The following is a 17,184-nucleotide window of genomic DNA, read 5'->3' as shown; positions in this document are numbered from 1 at the left end:
GGTTTGCGCGATCACATCAGCGAGTATTATGGTGAGATTTTTTTGCATTTTTTATCGGGTATGCTTTTAAATCAATAGATTTTGTCACCGCAAAGAAAAACAACTTTTTTAATTCAATGGGGATTTTTGGTGTAAAATTTTGTCTAAATCCTGAAATACCTTAAATCCTCAATGACAAAACGGTGCTATCTTGAATATCTATCAGAACAATATAATCATCAAAAAGTTCATTACACAATGCGGGTGGGCACTGAATGGATAGCGGCACTCATCTCTTCTATGAGCGAAGCATCTTTCTCAATAGCATTGCCAATTACGATCATATCGGCGCCGGCTTTGCAATTGCGGTATGCTTTCTCGGGATCGGTAATACCGCCGCCAACGAGCAGCGGCACTTCGATGATCTGTGCCACTTTCTCGATCATGCTTTCACTGATAGGACGTTTGGCGCCGCTGCCGGCATCCATGAAAATGAGTTTCATGCCCAGCATTTCACCTGCCATGGCGGTGCACATCGCAATTTCATTTTTATCGGCCGGAATGGGCGCTGCATTGCTGATATATGATACGGTCGTGGGAGCGCCGCCATCGATGACCATGTAACCGGTAGAGATGATCTCGAGCCGGCTTTGCTTCACAAATGGTGCTGAAATAACATGCTGGCCAATGAGTAATTCTGCATTGCGGCCTGAAATAAGCGAGAGATAAAGCAATGCATCTGCATAACTGGTTATTTGGGAGGGACTGCCCGGAAAGAGGATCACCGGGATATTGCAATTCTTTTTTATCTGCTGCACCACTTCGTCCAGCCGGTTCGTAACCACCAAACTTCCGCCCACGAGCAGGTAATCAACCCGCGCTTTGGTGGCCAATGCTGTTAATTCATCGATTTTTTCTACCGTAACCTTGTCTGGGTCAATCAGTACTGCAAATGATTTTTGTCCTTTCTCCTTATGTTGCAGTAGTGATTGATAAATGCGATTCGTCATGCTGGGCTATTGGTGACTACAAAAATGCAAAAAGTTTTCCAAAGGGGCTATAAGGTGCCAAAACTTTTACCATTTATTGTTATTCAGGGCATTATATTCTACTAAAAGCAGTTACCTGTATAATGCTTTCGCGCGACCACCTTTTGCTGGGTTCCTTAACAACGCGTAACATATACGATAATTCCAGGTCAAATTTCCGGCTGAAGCGGTAGCCGGTAGCCAGCAAACTGCGGTTTTGATCAAGGATCTGGCCGTTTACATGCTGCTGCCCGCTCACATTGAAAAAGACTTCGTTCTGCAGGATCAGGAACATGCCTTTGTCGAAACTGCTGGTGACCCTCACCAGCGGGATCTGTTGCCTGATCTGGTATCGCAACCGGTTGGCAAAAGCGCTGCCGGTTCTTTTTATGGCATTATTTTCCCAGATCAGTTTAGGTAAGAACCGGTTCTCAAGCCTGAGGCGATGGCGTAAGAGGGTAGTGTGTTTGTTTTTTGCCGAACCAAGATATACATTGTGGGTGAACCATACCTGCTCAAGGGCCTGGTGCTCAGCTGCAAAGCTGCTGGTTCCGTTGATGGTGCGGCGCCCTTCCGTAAGACAATAGCCGGCACCCACGCTCCATTGGTTGTTTAGCTGAACAAAAGCGCCGGTGCGCAATAAAAAGGTTTGCAGGTGCTGCCTTTGCGGTTCTGTCCTTCCGCTGGCTTCCAACTGGTAAATAAGACTTTTGGTAAGCGCTATTTGGTTATTGGTGGTTACCCACCCCGAGAGCGCTACCTGTGACCGGGAATTATAGCCTGCAATCATTCCAACTATCACCAGGATCAGTTGTTTATAAAAGGACATCTGGCAAAGAAAAGCAACAATTGCCTAATGATCGTTTGTGAGCGGGAATGTGGCAGTTGCAAGTTCCAGGTTGCAAGTTGCATGGCTGCCATTGCAGTACACGCAACGATTTTCCAGCCAACTGAGTTGAAGGCCCTGTAACGTGAAACGTGTAACCTGAAACCTGAAACTTGCAACCGGGAACCAGTAACTCGCGACGCCTTTATAGATAACATTTTTTTTCATAACAACCTTGAAAAAGTAATTAACATCTGACCGTATTCTGTGCAAAAATCGAGTAAAGCACACCCAGCTTGCATCTTCGTATTTTTAACATCCTTTTTCCACAGCTGTGCATATTTCTCGATCGGAAATCTGGCCCTGACTGGATATTTTCGTTCTTCACCCTTTCCACCCAAACCCTGATTTAATCATTGTTAAAAAACTAAGTAACCTATGCCCAGTAAAAAGCAATCGAAAGGCTTACAGTTCAGTCGCCGGTTCACCCGCGAAGGAGTGTCTGTGTTTGATCAGTTCGAATATGATTATCGAACGTCGGTGATCCGCAATCCAAGTGGTGAAGTGGTGTTTGAAATGAATAATGTAGAGGTTCCCAAACACTGGAGTCAGATTGCTACAGATATTCTGGCTCAAAAGTATTTCCGTAAGGCAGGCGTTCCACAAAAGGATGGGTCACTGGGTCGTGAAACATCGGTAAAACAGGTTGCCCATCGTCTGGCAAATTGCTGGCGGGTATGGGGTGAGAAATATGGGTATTTTGCTTCTGAACAGGATGCCACCATATTTTACGAAGAGCTGGTGCATTGTATCCTCAATCAGTCATGTACGCCTAATAGTCCGCAATGGTTCAATACCGGTTTATTTGAAAGCTATGGCATCAAAGGAAAACCACAGGGGCATTATTATGTAGACCCTGTTGATGGTGAACTGAAAAAATCAACTTCAGCATACGAGCGCCCGCAACCGCACGCCTGTTTCATCCTGAGCGTAGAGGATGACCTGGTGAATGAAGGCGGTATCATGGACCTGTGGATGCGCGAAGCCCGTATTTTCAAATATGGCAGTGGCGTAGGTACTAACTTTTCTACCATCCGGGGTGAAGGCGAGAAATTAAGCGGTGGCGGCACTTCCAGCGGCCTCATGAGCTTTTTGAAGATCGGCGACCGCGCCGCAGGCGCCATCAAAAGTGGTGGTACCACGCGCAGGGCCGCCAAAATGGTTTGCCTTGATCTTGACCACCCTGAGATCATGGAGTTCATTAACTGGAAAGTAGAAGAAGAAAAGAAAGTAGGCGCATTGATCGCCGCAGGTTATCCCAGTGATTATGAAGGGGAGGCTTACAGAACGGTGAGCGGCCAAAACTCCAACAACTCGATTCGAATTCCCAATGAATTTTTTAGCAAGCTCGAGAATGATGAAGAGTGGGAATTGAAAGCCCGTACCGATGGTAAAGTAATGAAGCGTATTCCCGCCAAAGAGGTTTGGAACCAGGTTGCCTATGCCGCCTGGCGTTGTGCCGACCCCGGAACACAATACGATACTACCATCAACGAATGGCATACCAGTCCCAAAGGAGGCCGCATCAATGCTTCCAACCCTTGCAGTGAATATATGTTCCTCGACAATACGGCCTGTAACCTGGCTTCTGCCAACCTGCGCCGCTTTTATAACGAGGCTGCCAATTCATTCGATGTAGAAGGTTTCGAATATGTATGCCGCCTGTGGACGGTTGTTCTGGAAATATCCGTGCTCATGGCGCAGTTCCCTTCCAAAGAAGTAGCACAGCTGAGCTATGATTACCGCACCCTCGGTTTGGGCTATGCCAACCTGGGTTCCATGCTGATGGTAATGGGCATTCCATACGATAGTGAAGAGGCCCGGGGTATTGCCGGCGCCATAACCGCTATCATGACCGGTATTGCGTATAAAACGTCGGCGGAACTGGCTTCTATCTTAGGACCTTTCTCCCGTTTTGAGGAGAACCGGGAAGACATGTTGCGCGTAATGCGCAACCACCGGCTCGCTGCCTACGATGCAGATGAGTATGAAAAACTGCACATCAAACCCCAGGGTATTAAAGCAAGATATTGTCCCGATTACCTCCTGAAAGCGGCTACCAAAGCATGGGATGAAGCTGTTCAGTTAGGGGAGAAACATGGTTATCGCAATGCCCAGGTCACTGTAATAGCACCTACCGGTACTATTGGGTTGGTAATGGATTGCGATACAACTGGTGTAGAACCCGATTTCGCCCTGGTTAAATTCAAAAAGCTCAGTGGTGGCGGTTACTTCAAGATCATTAACCAGTCTGTACCCACAGCTTTAAAGAATCTTGGATACCAGCCCCGGGAGATTGAATCGATCGTGAAATATGCAGTAGGCGCCGGAACATTCGTTGGAGCGCCGCATATCAATCACCAGACCCTGAGCGAGAAAGGATTTATTGCCGAAGAGATCAAAAAATTAGATGCAGCCGTAGCTTCCGCCTTTGAAATCGGATTCGTATTCAATGTTTACACGCTCGGTGAAGAGTGCCTGCAACGCCTGGGATTCAAACCTGAGCAGTACTTTAATTTTGAATGGAGCCTGCTGGAAGCTTTAGGCTTTACCGATGAGCAGGTGGAAGCCGCCAACGATTATATCTGCGGTACCATGACCATCGAAGGTGCTCCTTTCTTAAAGGCCGAACACCTGCCCGTTTTTGACTGTGCCAACAAATGCGGTAAAAAGGGCCAACGTTACATTCATGCCCATGGCCATATTCGCATGATGGCCGCCGCACAACCGTTCCTGAGTGGTGCTATTTCAAAAACCATTAACCTTCCGAATGAAGCAACAGTAGAAGAAATTGCCGATGCTTACATGATGAGCTGGAAACTGGGCTTAAAAGCCTGTGCTTTGTATCGCGATGGATCAAAGCTTAGCCAGCCGCTCAGCAATAAAAGCGATAAGAAGAAAAAAGCGGAAGACGAAACAAGTGAAACAGCCCCTGCCGCTGAGCCACAGGAATCAAATATTGTAGACCTTGGTAAACTCACCATTACCGAACTGCTGGGTGAAGTGCAGAAACGCGTTCAGGCATCTCCCGATACAAGATTGAAAAGGGAGTTGGCGCGAATCGTTGAGCGCAGGACCCTGCCGGCAAAACGACGTGGTTTTACCCAAAAAGCCAAGATCAACGGACAGGCCATTTTCCTGCGTACCGGAGAATACGGCGATGGTACAGTAGGTGAGATCTTCATCGATATGGCCAAGGAAGGCGCCACCATGCGCAGTATGCTGAACTGCTTTGCTATAGCTATTTCAATTGGCCTGCAGTATGGTGTGCCGCTCGAAGAGTTTGTTGAGAAATTTGTGTTCACGCGTTTTGATCCCGCCGGAATGGTAGACCATCCGAACATTAAGAGCACCACCTCGATCGTTGACTTCATATTCCGTGCCCTGGCGTATGAATACCTGGGCAGAACCGACCTGGTACATGTACTTGACCGGCCTGAAGTAATGAATACCGGCACCGATGACTGGGATGAAATTCCCACTTCGCTGGAGTACGAAAAAAAAACACCACCACTAAGTGATGTGCGCGTCGTGCCCGGTAAACCGGTTAAAACACCAGATGCAGACCCGTTGAAACCTGTAAAAGCCACTGTTAAAAAAGCAGAAGCAGGTATCGATGCCATCAACGCAGCCGCCAAAAGCATGCAAAGCGATGCGCCGGCCTGTAATACCTGCGGACATATTACCATCCGTAGCGGAACCTGCTATAAATGCCTCAATTGCGGTAATAGCATGGGTTGCAGTTAAGAGATCCCGATCAACAGGTACCCGTTCCAATATCCTGCGCCCCCTTTAAAATGAGGGCAGGCTGGCAAAAAATAAGCTGTTGAACAGCAAGTTGCCAGCTCAATACACGAGAATTTTGGACGGTTATTTTTATAAACTTCAATCCGCTCATGTTTATGAGCGGATTTTTTATTTGACCGGAAGCCTTTTGAATGGCAGAGGCTGGATACTTTCCTTCAAGGGGAAAAGGCTGATCGTGGTTAAGCTGCGACAGATATTTTGACATTTCTTTGTATATTTATAAATATCAATATAATGGGACGCTTCGTTTATTCCGGTAGAAACCAACACTAACAAATGAAACTGAAAACGCTTTTACTTGTGACGATCTGCATGGCCTTTCTGGCCTCCTGTAACCGGTATATTACTCCCTATGAAGCCGCTCATGGTAAAACAAGATATAAATGTGGTAAAATGGTTCGTTAAAGATGGTGCATTGGCACCTGCCGCCCGGAATACCCGTTCACCCCAGACCTTGGGCAGGGCAAAAAAATCCTCTTTTTTATAGCAATTGATTGAACTTCAGTGTATCTGATGATAAATTACTCCTTTCAATAGCACCACAAAGTGGTATTGTTCCAGGGCCAGTAACTAAGTAGGTTTGCAAAAGAAAAGATCGCCTGCCATTAAAGATATTCAGGAACGGATTACTAAACCTCAGGTATAGCCATTGAGAACAATTTGCCCTTAAATGACTTTCCCGTAAAAGGGATTGTTTCATGTGCACTGCTGGACAGGGTTCATTAATTTGAACCCTGTTTTTTATCATGGTCTTACCGTGGAATCCTTACTTTTACGGCCTTAATGGGGGAAAACTGAATGACAGTTCAATTTGGTTATGATAAAAAGCAGGTAATACAGGCTTTACGTTATCATTTTTTAATGCGACCTGAAATCAAGGTCCTGTTGGTGCTGATCAACGTATTCGCCATTACCTCGGCCGTACTGTTTGCCTTAAAGAAGATACAGGCTATCTCTTTCTTAATTTTTTCTTTTTTATGGTTCCTGCTGATGCTGGTGATCTGGCGGATACTGCCCAGCAGCATTTACCGGCGTTCCCACACCTTCCAGGACGAATTCATTATGCATTTTGATGATGAGAATGTGGTGCTGGAAACAGCCAAAGGCTCCAAAGGCTGGCCCTGGAAACAATTCAGCCATTTTGTGGAAAGCCCTTATTTTTTTCACTTATACTTCGACGCGCGGTCTTTTTTCCTGGTACCCAAGGATTCGTTTAAATCGATCACCGATCTGCAACTTGCCAGGGAGCTGCTGAGAAAAAAGATTGGGAAGAAATAATACTCCAACTCCCTAAAGGGGGAGGTGCAAAACAATCAGTTACAAGTTCTATGTTCCGGGTTTCAGGGGAAAGGCAATAGTTACCGGTTGCCGGGCTCGGCGCAAATCAATCAGATACAAGTTCCATGTTCCGGGGAATGCAATAGTTACCGGTTGCCGGTAAGCGGACAAAAACGACGATAAGCTTTCCAGGTCGCCCGGGACCCTGAATTTTCAACTATAATAGTTAGTCGCCGTTCTCGAATTTGAAATCCAGGTAACTGCCAACCGCGAACTGCCAACTGCCAACCGCGAACTGCCAACTGCCAACTGCGAACTGTTAACCCGGCCGATACTTACTCTCCTCAAAGATCTTCTTCGCATCTGTGTTCAGCAGTTCATTCAAAGAAAGCCCTTCATGCTTCGACATATACTTTTTAACGATCTGCCAGCCTACAAATACGCCAATAGCGCCCGGTGAGCGATCGCCCAGTTCAGGTGTATTGGGTGCTTCTTCCATATACGACTTTATATTCACCGGCTCAATATTGTACAGCAGGTTATTGGTGAGAAAGAAGTTCCAGATCTTGCCTTCATTTTCATAACAGCCTTTCAATTGGGCAGCGGTATAACCGGTTTTAAGCGTGTCCTCCACAAAAGGCAGCACTTTATCCAGCACATATAAGCGCTTTCCACTTTCTACCATCAGCTCTACCAGGGGTTTGCTACCCCCTTTTTCAGGGGCAATATCATTGATGATATTTTTCATGCAGTTTACCACAATGTAATCGGGTGTGAACCGGCGTGAGATATAGTCAGGGAATACCGACTGGCCAAGGCTGCTGCGGTATAAGGAATAATTGCTGCCCATGTGCAACTGCAAACCAACCGCCAGCGCATCGCGGGTAATAACATCGCTATAGCCTTCCATTGGTCCGATATAAGTGATCAGTTGCGGCGGGGTCTTGTAAGCCGGAAAATAATACTTTATGAATTGTAAGCCCTTCTTTACATCCTTTTCAACAGCACTGAAATTGCGGAAGACCTTGTCGGCCGAATCTTTCACCGGCCGGTAATCGTTAATGAATTTTTTCAGCAGGACCAGTTCCTGCGTACTGGTATCACTGATACCCGGCAGTTCCATAATATTGAATAGATAATCACCTAAAAAAAGTGGATACTTTTCCCCAAGCTGGTTCAGGGAAGCCATCATCTGGTTGGTATCAATAGCAAAGAAATCCTGTTCAAAACGCCGTACAGAAAGGTCAACCTTGATTTTTGATACATCAGGTACGTTTTTGTCTTTACAGGAAAATAATCCGGCAAGAAGCAAAAATGCCAGGGCTGTTCTTTTCATCTGGAAAAATATTTAAATAAATGCTTAGGCCGAACGCTTAACGCGTAACACCGAACGCCGGCGAAAACCAGGGGCTTAACGCCTCGTTTGTATGCGCTAGTATTTTGCATTCTGAGTTTCTGGGCTGTTCGCTGGCACCACTGCGCTCGAACCCTATGGTTATGGCAAAGTTTCGGCGAAGGTAAGGTTGAAAAGCAGGAACTGTATGCTGGTATTTGGCGTTGGGCTTTCTGCGTTAAGCGTTCCGCGCCAGCTAAGTTAATCGGTAAGGTCAGCATTGGAGGTCAGCCGCCAATTAGTTGTTTTGCGTTTGAACTTCCACCTGCAGCCTTCAGGCTTCTGCGCTGTCAGCAGGTTGCTTGCAGGTCACCCGGCAAATTCGCTGATTGGCGTTAAGCCTTCAGTCTTAAGCAGTAAGCTTGCTTGTATTGCTTTGCACATTGGTGTAAATTTGCGCTGGAAGAAAAAACGGGCCTCGTTTTTATTAAACCTAAAGAACTCAAATGAAAATTGCGATCGCGCAGCAAAATTATCATATAGGGAATTTCGAAGATAACACCCGCAAAATAATGGGGGCTATCCAGTATGCAAAGAGCAGGAAAGCCGACCTGGTGGTGTTTTCGGAATTGAGCATCTGTGGTTATCCGCCCCGGGATTTCCTCGAGTTTGACGATTTCATAAATGAATGTTATAAAGCGATCGACATCATAAAAGAGCAGGCCGATACCATCGGGGTGATCGTAGGCAGTCCGCAACGTAATCCCCTGAAAGAAGGAAAAGACCTGTTTAACGCCGCCTGGTTGTTATACGATAAAAAAGTGCTTGGCGTAGCGCACAAGACCCTGTTGCCGAATTATGATGTGTTTGATGAGTACCGGTATTTTGAACCCGGTTACGATTGGAATGTGCTGGAGTTTAAAGGGAAGAAAATCGCCCTGACCGTTTGTGAAGATATCTGGAACCTGGGCGATAATCCATTGTACCGCCAATGCCCAATGGACAAGCTCATCACGCAGCAACCCGATCTCATGATCAATATCTCCGCTTCGCCTTTCGATTATGACCATGATAAGGACCGCGAAGAGATCATTCGGGCGAACGTCCTTAAGTACGGGCTGCCCATGTTCTATTGCAATGCCATTGGCTCGCAAACGGAGATCGTTTTCGACGGTGGCAGCATGGTGATGGACGCAAACGGCCAGATCATAAAGGAGATGAAGTATTTTGAAGAGGATTTTGCCATTGTGAACCTCGATGAGATCCAGGTACAGAAGGCAAAACCCAAACCGATGAAAGCAATTCCGGAATTTGATAAAGACATGCGTGTAGGAAAAGTGCAGGATCCGGAAAAGATCATCGAATATTTAACATCTGATGAGAATATCGGCCAGATCAAAGAAGCGCTCATCCTCGGCATCAGGGATTATTTCAGGAAAATGGGCTTTACCAAAGCCATCCTCGGTAGTTCCGGTGGCATTGATAGCGCTGTTACGCAGGCCCTGGCCACCCGCGCATTAGGCCGTGAGAATGTAAGGGCGGTACTGATGCCATCTCATTTCTCTACCTCTCATTCGGTAGAAGATGCTGAACAGCTCAGTAAGAACCTGGGCAATCCCTATGATATTATTCCCATAAAAAATATCTACGATTCTTTCCTGCATACCCTGCAGCCCGTATTTGGCGATCTGCCCTTTGGGCTGGCAGAAGAGAACCTGCAAAGCCGTTCGAGGGGAAATCTCTTAATGAGCATTTCGAACAAGTTCGGTTACATCCTGCTGAATACTTCCAATAAAAGCGAGCTGAGCACCGGTTATGGCACCCTGTATGGTGATATGGCTGGCGGCTTAAGCGTCCTGGGCGATGTGTACAAAATGCAGGTATATGCCCTGGCGAATTACCTCAACCGCAATGGAGAGATCATTCCCGAAAATATTATTACCAAACCACCATCAGCTGAATTGCGGCCCGATCAAAAAGACAGCGACAGCCTGCCCGATTATGCGGTGCTCGATAAAGTATTATACCAATACATTGAAAGAAGAAAAGGACCGAAGGAACTTGTTGCCATGGGATTTGATGAAGCCCTGGTGCGGCGCGTGCTGAAACTGGTGAACAGCAATGAATACAAACGTAATCAATTCTGCCCCATCATCAGGGTTAGTTGTAAAGCGTTCGGAGTGGGCCGCAGGGTTCCGATCGTAGGTAAATACCTGTCATAGATGGTCATCTAATAAACACGCCAAAACAGGTAAGGGGGTAAGCAGGTATTTGATTGTTTTCGTTTGTCGTACAGGGTGATCAATTAATTACTTTCTCATGCGCCTTTCAGGCAGCTGAAAAAGCACAAAAAAGCCCTCCCAATGCATCGGGAGGGCTTTTGGTCTATAATAAGTTCGATTAATGCTTCAGGTCGAGCACTACATTGTAAGTGCCAAGGCCAAAAGACAATTCTTTTGTTACCCGTAATTTGGTGCCTGTGAGTTCAATTACTTTGGCATCGCCACTGAAACCACCGAAGATAGGATCGGGGCTGTGCAATATAGCACCATTGTCTTTGAACCACCAGTTAAAGGCTGTGTTTTGCGGATCGGTTGACTCACATTTTTGAGCGCCTTCATTCAGGTTTCCGGTACTATCGCTCTTAAAGGTGATAATATTATCCTTTATGCATGACTCAATGTCAAAGCCCGGAGGGAATGCCTGGTCAGGAGTGCCGTTCTTGTCAGCATCTATCGCTGCTGTATCATATTTCCACGGAGCAGCGATCATTAACTGAACCTTTGCCTGAACATCGTTATTCTTGTCATCATCATCATCCTTGTCGCAACCCCAGATAACAAAAACAAGTGAAAGCAGAGCTAATGCATAATTTTTCATCTTAACAGTTTTTATTTTTAATGCCTATTTAACAATGTCGCCAGCCAGGGCTGCAAAATAACACACTATTATGAGCAAATTTTATTCCCTTTCCGTTGCTTTGTGGTTTAGGAAATCGTAATATTACCATAACTGCTGTATTGCCCGCTTATTGTGTATGTGGAAACATGTTTATTTTTATTGATTTTAGGGTCGTTTTTGCAAGTTGGCAAGCATCTTGCAAAGGTGATGGGCGTATTTTTTATAACTGATTATCAATCATTCATACTAAACCCCGTATATGCTATTAACAGCAGATGATATCCGGCAGCTCAATGACAAGATCCAGTATCAGAGCGCATTTATCGACCGGCTCCGCGATGAAACAGCCAGGGTTATTATTGGACAGCATCATATGTTAGACAGGCTGCTCATTGGCCTGTTAAGCAATGGCCACGTGTTGCTGGAAGGGGTGCCTGGTTTGGCTAAGACCCTCACCATTAAATCACTCGCCCAGGCCGTTCATGCCAAATTCAGCCGTATCCAGTTCACACCCGACCTGTTGCCGGCCGACGTCATTGGCACCATGATCTATAATCAGCAGAAAAATGAATTCATAGTTCGCCGCGGACCGATCTTCGCCAATTTCATACTCGCAGATGAGATCAACCGCGCTCCGGCAAAAGTGCAAAGCGCCTTGCTGGAAGCCATGCAGGAACGGCAGGTTACCATTGGAGATACTACCCATAAACTGGATGAACCATTCCTGGTGCTGGCCACCCAGAACCCGCTGGAACAGGAAGGTACCTATCCATTGCCGGAAGCACAGCAGGACCGGTTCATTATGAAAGTGATCGTGGATTATCCTACAAAACAGGAAGAGCAGATCATCATTCGCCAGAACGTACAGGGGTCCAAATCGCCCGAAGTGAGCCAGGTAGTGTCGATGCAGGAGATCACCCAGGCAAAAGAACTGGCGCGCCAGATCTATATGGATGAAAAAGTGGAGAATTATATCCTCGACATTGTTTTTGCCACCCGTTTCCCCGAGAAATATAAACTGGAAAAATTGAAGCCGCTGATCGCTTATGGCGGTTCGCCCCGCGCCAGCATTAACCTGGCCCTGGCCGCCAAAGCGCATGCATTCCTGAACAAACGCGGTTTTGTTATTCCCGAAGATGTACGCAGTATCTCAAAAGATGTATTGCGCCATCGCATCGGGTTGACCTATGAAGCTGAAGCGGAGAATGTGAATGTGGAGAATATCATCGATGACGTTCTTCGTGTTATACAAGTACCTTAACCCAGGAGGCAATAAACAATAGGCAATAGTCAAATAACATAAGGGTACAAATGCCGGTTGCGTCTTGCTCATTGCCAATTGAATTGTTATTGTCACGCCAATTGTCCATTGAATATGCTGACAACAGCTGAAATAATAAAAAAAGTTCGCGAGCTGGAGATCAAAAGCAAAAAGATCACCCGCCACCTGTTTACAGGTGAATATCACAGCGCATTTAAAGGGCGGGGTATGCTTTTTAAAGAAGTGCGCGAATACCAGGCCGGCGATGATATCCGGTTTATCGACTGGAACGTCTCTGCCCGCTTTAATCACCCCTTCAGTAAAGTATTTGAAGAAGAACGTGAGCTGTCGGTGATGCTGCTGGTTGATGTAAGCGCCAGTTCTTTGTTTGGCACCACCCAGGCCCGGAAAAAAGACCTGATCACGGAAGTGGCCGCCGTACTGGCTTTTTCCGCTATCAGCAATAATGATAAAATAGGCGTGCTCTTCTTCAGCGACGTGATCGAAAAGTTCATTCCGCCCAAAAAAGGAAGGGATCATGGATTGTACATCGTTCGCGAGCTGTTAACGGCAGAGCCAAAGAATAAAGGAACCCGCCTGGGCAATGCCCTGCAAAGGCTGAATAATACCGTGCGGCAAACCAGTATCGTTTTTGTATTAAGCGATTTTTTGGACAATGATTTTGAAGACGGTTTGAAGGTAGCAGGTAAAAAGCACGATGTGATTGGCATAAAGGTGTACGATAAAATGGATATGCAGTTACCCGATGCCGGTTTAATGGAAGTGGAAGATGCAGAAACGGGGGCGCGCACCTGGATAGATACAAGCGATTACCTGGTGCGTCAGCAACACGAAGCTGCTTTTTTTAATCACACAAACTATTGTAAAAATATCTTTACGCGGGCAGGTTGCGACCTCCTGCATATACGCACCGGCGAAGATTATGTAAAAGTGCTGCAGAAGTTCTTTATCGGGCGTAACCGGTAATTATGAAAAACCCTATTCTTTATATTGTCCTCATTGGTAGTTTACTCACCAGCCCCCTTTATATGTTTGGCCAGGTGATGGCCCGTGCATCGGTCAACCGCGATCAGATCCTCATTGGTGAACCCATCAAATTGACCTTTGAAGTGCGGATCCCCATGGGACAATCGCTTACCTGGTTTAACCTCGATACCATTCCTCATTTCGAGATCATTGAGGCCGGCAAGCCAGATACCAACGATAATATCGATGGGAAGCAATATCACCAGGAACTCACTATCACCAGCTTTGATTCGGGCACCATGGTAATTCCGCCGCTGGTGCTTAAAGTGGAAGGTAAGTCCTATGCCACCGATTCGATTCCTATTGAAGTCAGTTATACCAGGGATGATCTGTCGAAAGACTATCGCGATATCAAGGATATTATAGAAGTACCGAAACCAGCCTGGATGGCCTGGATCCCCTGGATCATTGGAGCGTTTACAGTGATCGCCGCGGGCGTTATCTTTTATCTGTTGAGAAAACCAAAGAAACCAGTGGCTGCGCCACCACCGCCCCAGCCGAAATTGAGCGCATACGAAGAAGCGTTACAGGCACTGGAAGAACTGCGCAAACAAGGGCTGCAGAACGGAGAAGTAAAGGCTTACTATAGCCGGCTGAACGATATACTGCGCGTATTCATGTTCCGTAAATTGAAAGTGGCCACGCTGGAGAAAACAAATGAAGAGCTGATTTCGCAACTGCGCCAGATGCCCATGGAAAAAGAAAGTTTCAATCAACTGGTACGTGCTTTACAGATCGCAGATTTTGTAAAGTTTGCCCGCTACCAGCCTGATGCAACCGATAATGAAAAGAATTTTACCGTTATACAAACGGCTATCAAAACACTAAACAACATTTCCTGACCCTTGCTGTACAATTGGTTTGAAAATATAACATTTGCCTATCCTGAAATATTCGGATTGTTCGTACTGATACCCGTTATGCTTTACTGGTACCTGAACAGGTATAATAAGCAGCAGGCTTCGGTGAAAGTATCTTCGCTTGCGGTATATCGTAAAAGCAATTCCTGGAAAAATACATTCCGCCACACGCCTTTTGTGTTGCGGTTGCTGGCCCTGAGCTGTGTTATAATGGCCATGGCGCGCCCGCAAACCCGGAATGATGAAGAACTGAAAGCCGGCCAGGGCATCGATATCGTGCTTTGTATGGACGTGAGCGGCAGTATGCTGGCGCAGGACTTCTTACCCGACCGCCTCGAAGCATCCAAACAAATGGCGGCAGCCTTTGTAGATATGCGCCCCACCGACCGCATTGGCGTGGTCATATTTTCCGGCGAAAGTTTTACGCTGGTGCCTCTTACAACTGATAAAGCAGTATTGAAGACCCAGATCTACAATATTCAACGCGGCTTGCTCGAAGATGGTACCGCCATTGGCGATGGCCTGGGCGTAAGCGTCGACCGCCTGAAGAACGTAAAAACAAAATCGAAGGTGATCATATTGCTGACCGATGGCGAAGACCAGGGAGGGCGTATAGATCCGCTGGCCGGTAAAGAACTGGCAAAAGCTTATGGCGTACGGGTGTATACCATTGGCGTTGGTTCGGAAGGTTATGCCCCTGTACCGATTCCTGATGGCAGCGGTGGCACCACTACCCGGCAGCAGAAAGTGAATATCGATGAAAAGCTGTTGCGGATGATCGCTACAGAAACCGGTGGCTTATACTTCAGGGCCCGTGACAATGAAAGCCTGAAAAGAATATATGCTGAGATTGACAAACTCGAAAAATCCCGCATAGAAGTTACTGCACTCAAACGCTACACCGAGCGCTTCTTTCCCTTTGCGTTTGCAGCAGCCGCTATGTTATTGCTGGAAATATTTTTGCGCTACACACTATTTAAAAAATTCCCTTAAGAAGTTAGAACAGACCTGTAAGGTGCAGTATTTGAGCTTCTGTTCTCATTAGCTTTATTGCCCTGGCAGGTCAGCTGTAGCCCTTCTGATTACAGCTGTCAGATTCGCGTAAACCAACTGCTTCCGCAGCACCAAACGGTGAACCTTACAGTTCTGCCCCAATAATTGTACTTTTATGCTCCAATGAAAGCAATTGTTTACAGGTCAACAGGCAGTTGGTATAATATCAAGACGGAGACGGGCAAGGCCATGAGTGCCCGTATCAAAGGTGTGTTTAAAATAGATGATATAACATCCACCAACCCCATTGCAGTAGGAGATGAAGTGATCGTTGACATTGAAAGTGAATCAGCGAATACCGCTATCATTACAGAGATCCTTCCCCGGCGCAATTATATCAACCGGCAATCGCCTGCTCATAAAAAGCAGCATCATATTGTAGCCGCAAACATCGATCAGTCCTTGTTGTTTGCAACGCTCCGGGAACCGAAGACCTCACAGGGTTTTATAGATCGTTTCCTGGTAACCAGCGAAGCATATCATGTGCCCGCCATCGTGGTGTTTAATAAAGCAGATCTGTATAAGAACAAAGAACTCGACAAATACACGGCGTTGAAGGAAATGTATGCGGCTATAGGCTACCGTACCGTATTGATGTCGGTAAAAACAAATCAAGGTGTACAGGAAGTGCAGGAAGCACTGGCCAATAAGACCACCTTATTGAGCGGGCACTCGGGTGTAGGTAAATCTTCTTTTATTAATTCCATCTTTCCCGGGCTGCAGTTGAAAACACAGGATGTAAGCGGATGGAGCGGCAAGGGCTTGCACACGACCACTTTCGCTGAAATGTTCGATCTGCCGCCGGCCACGGGTGGCAGGGTGATAGATACGCCGGGTATGCGCGAATTCGGCCTGGTAGATATTTCCCGGCAGGAATTGTCGCATTATTTCCCCGAAATGGCGCGCCTCATCACCAACTGCCAGTTCAACAACTGCTTTCATATAAATGAGCCGGGTTGTGCCGTTAAAGACGCCGTGATCAATGGAAGCATCAATGAAGACCGCTACGTGAGCTATGTCAACATCCTTGAATCTATTGATGATAAAAATTATTAAATACGCGCAATGCCGAAGCGATTTAAATGGATCACTTCATCATTGGGAATTTTAATAACGGATACTGGAAATGTAAAGAGGGGAGGATATTGGAAGGAATGAAACAGGCAAATGCGACCGGTAGCATTACTGCGCAATAAAGCGCTTTGCTTTGTTAACAAGGAGTTTGGTCTCCAGAAATTTAGCTACTTCTATTACCGCATCATTGTCTTTGCGGGGAGCTTCCTTGAACTTGTAAGGATAGATCGAAATACCGGTGTAAATGTTGTAATACAAAGTAAGCAAATGTCCTTTGTACGTGAAGTTCCACGTGAGGGTATCAAAATCATCCTGCTTATTGGTAAATCTGATCTTGAGATCATCCAGGAGAATATTAGCTACCTCGTAAAAGCGTTTCAGCCCACAGTCATCATCAATGATGGCCTCGGTGCAGCCGAAATCGGTGCGTAGGGTTAGGCTCATAAAGTACGGTTTCTAAGTTATGAATACAGTTGAACGGGTTCAACCGGTTTAGCAGGTATTACGATCTGAACTTTTTCGCTTTGGGAACCTTTTCGCCGCTCAGGATCCTTTCTGCACCCACATTTTTGCCGTTACTGGGACAGCCATATTTCGGACTGCATGCAGTTCCACCTAAAAAATACAGCACAACAGCAAAAAACAGTAAGATTCTAATAGATTTCATAGTCCTTTTT

At 46.3% G+C, this 17,184-nt stretch carries 14 protein-coding genes; 8 read left to right on the top strand and 6 right to left on the bottom strand.

Going from position 1 to position 17,184, the window contains the following annotated elements:
* Positions 1-230: 230 nt before the first annotated feature.
* A complete protein-coding gene (locus tag JT717_RS06740) occupies positions 231-989 on the bottom strand; it encodes a phosphoglycerol geranylgeranyltransferase (protein WP_205509433.1) in 759 nt (252 codons plus the stop codon).
* Positions 990-1,080: 91 nt separating this feature from the next.
* Positions 1,081-1,836, bottom strand: a complete 756-nt coding sequence (locus JT717_RS06735) for a DUF2490 domain-containing protein (protein ID WP_205509432.1) — start codon at positions 1,834-1,836, stop codon at positions 1,081-1,083.
* A gap of 435 nt (positions 1,837-2,271) precedes the next feature.
* On the opposite strand from JT717_RS06735, the gene JT717_RS06730 reads away from it, so the two are divergent.
* Together JT717_RS06730 and JT717_RS06725 are read left to right on the top strand one after the other, a co-directional pair.
* Entirely contained in the window at positions 2,272-5,640 is a 3,369-nt protein-coding gene (locus JT717_RS06730; RefSeq protein WP_205509431.1) for a vitamin B12-dependent ribonucleotide reductase, read from the top strand.
* An 858-nt stretch (positions 5,641-6,498) separates the two neighbouring features.
* Positions 6,499-6,978 carry a YcxB family protein gene (locus tag JT717_RS06725; RefSeq protein ID WP_205509430.1) on the top strand — a complete coding sequence of 160 codons (480 nt, stop codon included), beginning with the start codon at positions 6,499-6,501 and terminating at the stop codon, positions 6,976-6,978.
* Between the two features lie 319 nt (positions 6,979-7,297).
* Here JT717_RS06725 and gldB read toward each other — a convergent pair whose 3' ends face one another.
* On the bottom strand, positions 7,298-8,314 hold the full coding sequence (gldB, locus tag JT717_RS06720) for a gliding motility lipoprotein GldB (RefSeq protein ID WP_205509429.1): 1,017 nt from the start codon (positions 8,312-8,314) through the stop codon (positions 7,298-7,300).
* Positions 8,315-8,817: 503 nt separating this feature from the next.
* Between gldB and JT717_RS06715 the strand changes: the two genes are divergently transcribed.
* On the top strand, positions 8,818-10,533 hold the full coding sequence (locus JT717_RS06715) for an NAD+ synthase (protein WP_205509428.1): 1,716 nt from the start codon (positions 8,818-8,820) through the stop codon (positions 10,531-10,533).
* Positions 10,534-10,711: 178 nt separating this feature from the next.
* On the opposite strand, the gene JT717_RS06710 is transcribed toward JT717_RS06715, so the two are convergent.
* Positions 10,712-11,191 (bottom strand): lipocalin family protein, encoded by a 480-nt coding sequence (locus JT717_RS06710; RefSeq protein WP_205509427.1) that lies wholly within the window; start codon positions 11,189-11,191, stop codon positions 10,712-10,714.
* 280 nt (positions 11,192-11,471) lie between these two features.
* Here JT717_RS06710 and JT717_RS06705 point away from each other — a divergent pair, with 280 nt between their 5' ends.
* The 5 genes from JT717_RS06705 (at position 11,472) to rsgA (ending at position 16,489) form a co-directional block, all read left to right on the top strand.
* On the top strand, positions 11,472-12,473 hold the full coding sequence (locus tag JT717_RS06705) for an AAA family ATPase (protein ID WP_240347870.1): 1,002 nt from the start codon (positions 11,472-11,474) through the stop codon (positions 12,471-12,473).
* Between the two features lie 114 nt (positions 12,474-12,587).
* Positions 12,588-13,460, top strand: a complete 873-nt coding sequence (locus JT717_RS06700; protein ID WP_205509426.1) for a DUF58 domain-containing protein — start codon at positions 12,588-12,590, stop codon at positions 13,458-13,460.
* A gap of 2 nt (positions 13,461-13,462) precedes the next feature.
* On the top strand, positions 13,463-14,362 hold the full coding sequence (locus JT717_RS06695) for a BatD family protein (RefSeq protein WP_205509425.1): 900 nt from the start codon (positions 13,463-13,465) through the stop codon (positions 14,360-14,362).
* Between the two features lie 3 nt (positions 14,363-14,365).
* Entirely contained in the window at positions 14,366-15,373 is a 1,008-nt protein-coding gene (locus tag JT717_RS06690; protein WP_205509424.1) for a vWA domain-containing protein, read from the top strand.
* Positions 15,374-15,556: 183 nt separating this feature from the next.
* Positions 15,557-16,489, top strand: coding sequence for a ribosome small subunit-dependent GTPase A (gene rsgA / locus JT717_RS06685; RefSeq protein WP_205509423.1), 933 nt, complete (start codon positions 15,557-15,559; stop codon positions 16,487-16,489).
* Positions 16,490-16,615: 126 nt separating this feature from the next.
* Here the strand turns inward: rsgA and JT717_RS06680 are convergent, their stop codons facing one another.
* Both JT717_RS06680 and JT717_RS06675 read right to left on the bottom strand, forming a co-directional pair.
* Positions 16,616-16,951, bottom strand: coding sequence for a DUF3630 family protein (locus tag JT717_RS06680; protein ID WP_205509422.1), 336 nt, complete (start codon positions 16,949-16,951; stop codon positions 16,616-16,618).
* A gap of 58 nt (positions 16,952-17,009) precedes the next feature.
* Positions 17,010-17,174: a hypothetical protein gene (locus tag JT717_RS06675; protein ID WP_205509421.1), complete on the bottom strand. Its 165-nt coding sequence runs from the start codon at positions 17,172-17,174 to the stop codon at positions 17,010-17,012.
* Between the last annotated feature and the right edge of the window lie 10 nt (positions 17,175-17,184).

This window comes from Longitalea arenae (assembly GCF_016924755.1).
In the GTDB taxonomy this organism is placed as follows: Bacteria; Bacteroidota; Bacteroidia; order Chitinophagales; family Chitinophagaceae; genus Niastella; species Niastella arenae.
Note: the sequence above shows the minus strand (reverse complement) of the source record. Positions and strands in the feature narration are given on the sequence as shown.

Bases quoted from the DNA above. Each gene is read 5' to 3' on its own strand.
- JT717_RS06740 (WP_205509433.1), bottom strand. From the start codon at position 989: ATGACGAATCGCATTTATCAATCACTACTGCAACATAAGGAGAAAGGA.
- JT717_RS06735 (WP_205509432.1), bottom strand. From the start codon at position 1,836: ATGTCCTTTTATAAACAACTGATCCTGGTGATAGTTGGAATGATTGCA.
- JT717_RS06730 (WP_205509431.1), top strand. From the start codon at position 2,272: ATGCCCAGTAAAAAGCAATCGAAAGGCTTACAGTTCAGTCGCCGGTTC.
- JT717_RS06725 (WP_205509430.1), top strand. From the start codon at position 6,499: ATGACAGTTCAATTTGGTTATGATAAAAAGCAGGTAATACAGGCTTTA.
- gldB (WP_205509429.1), bottom strand. From the start codon at position 8,314: ATGAAAAGAACAGCCCTGGCATTTTTGCTTCTTGCCGGATTATTTTCC.
- JT717_RS06715 (WP_205509428.1), top strand. From the start codon at position 8,818: ATGAAAATTGCGATCGCGCAGCAAAATTATCATATAGGGAATTTCGAA.
- JT717_RS06710 (WP_205509427.1), bottom strand. From the start codon at position 11,191: ATGAAAAATTATGCATTAGCTCTGCTTTCACTTGTTTTTGTTATCTGG.
- JT717_RS06705 (WP_240347870.1), top strand. From the start codon at position 11,472: ATGCTATTAACAGCAGATGATATCCGGCAGCTCAATGACAAGATCCAG.
- JT717_RS06700 (WP_205509426.1), top strand. From the start codon at position 12,588: ATGCTGACAACAGCTGAAATAATAAAAAAAGTTCGCGAGCTGGAGATC.
- JT717_RS06695 (WP_205509425.1), top strand. From the start codon at position 13,463: ATGAAAAACCCTATTCTTTATATTGTCCTCATTGGTAGTTTACTCACC.
- rsgA (WP_205509423.1), top strand. From the start codon at position 15,557: ATGAAAGCAATTGTTTACAGGTCAACAGGCAGTTGGTATAATATCAAG.
- JT717_RS06680 (WP_205509422.1), bottom strand. From the start codon at position 16,951: ATGAGCCTAACCCTACGCACCGATTTCGGCTGCACCGAGGCCATCATT.
- JT717_RS06675 (WP_205509421.1), bottom strand. From the start codon at position 17,174: ATGAAATCTATTAGAATCTTACTGTTTTTTGCTGTTGTGCTGTATTTT.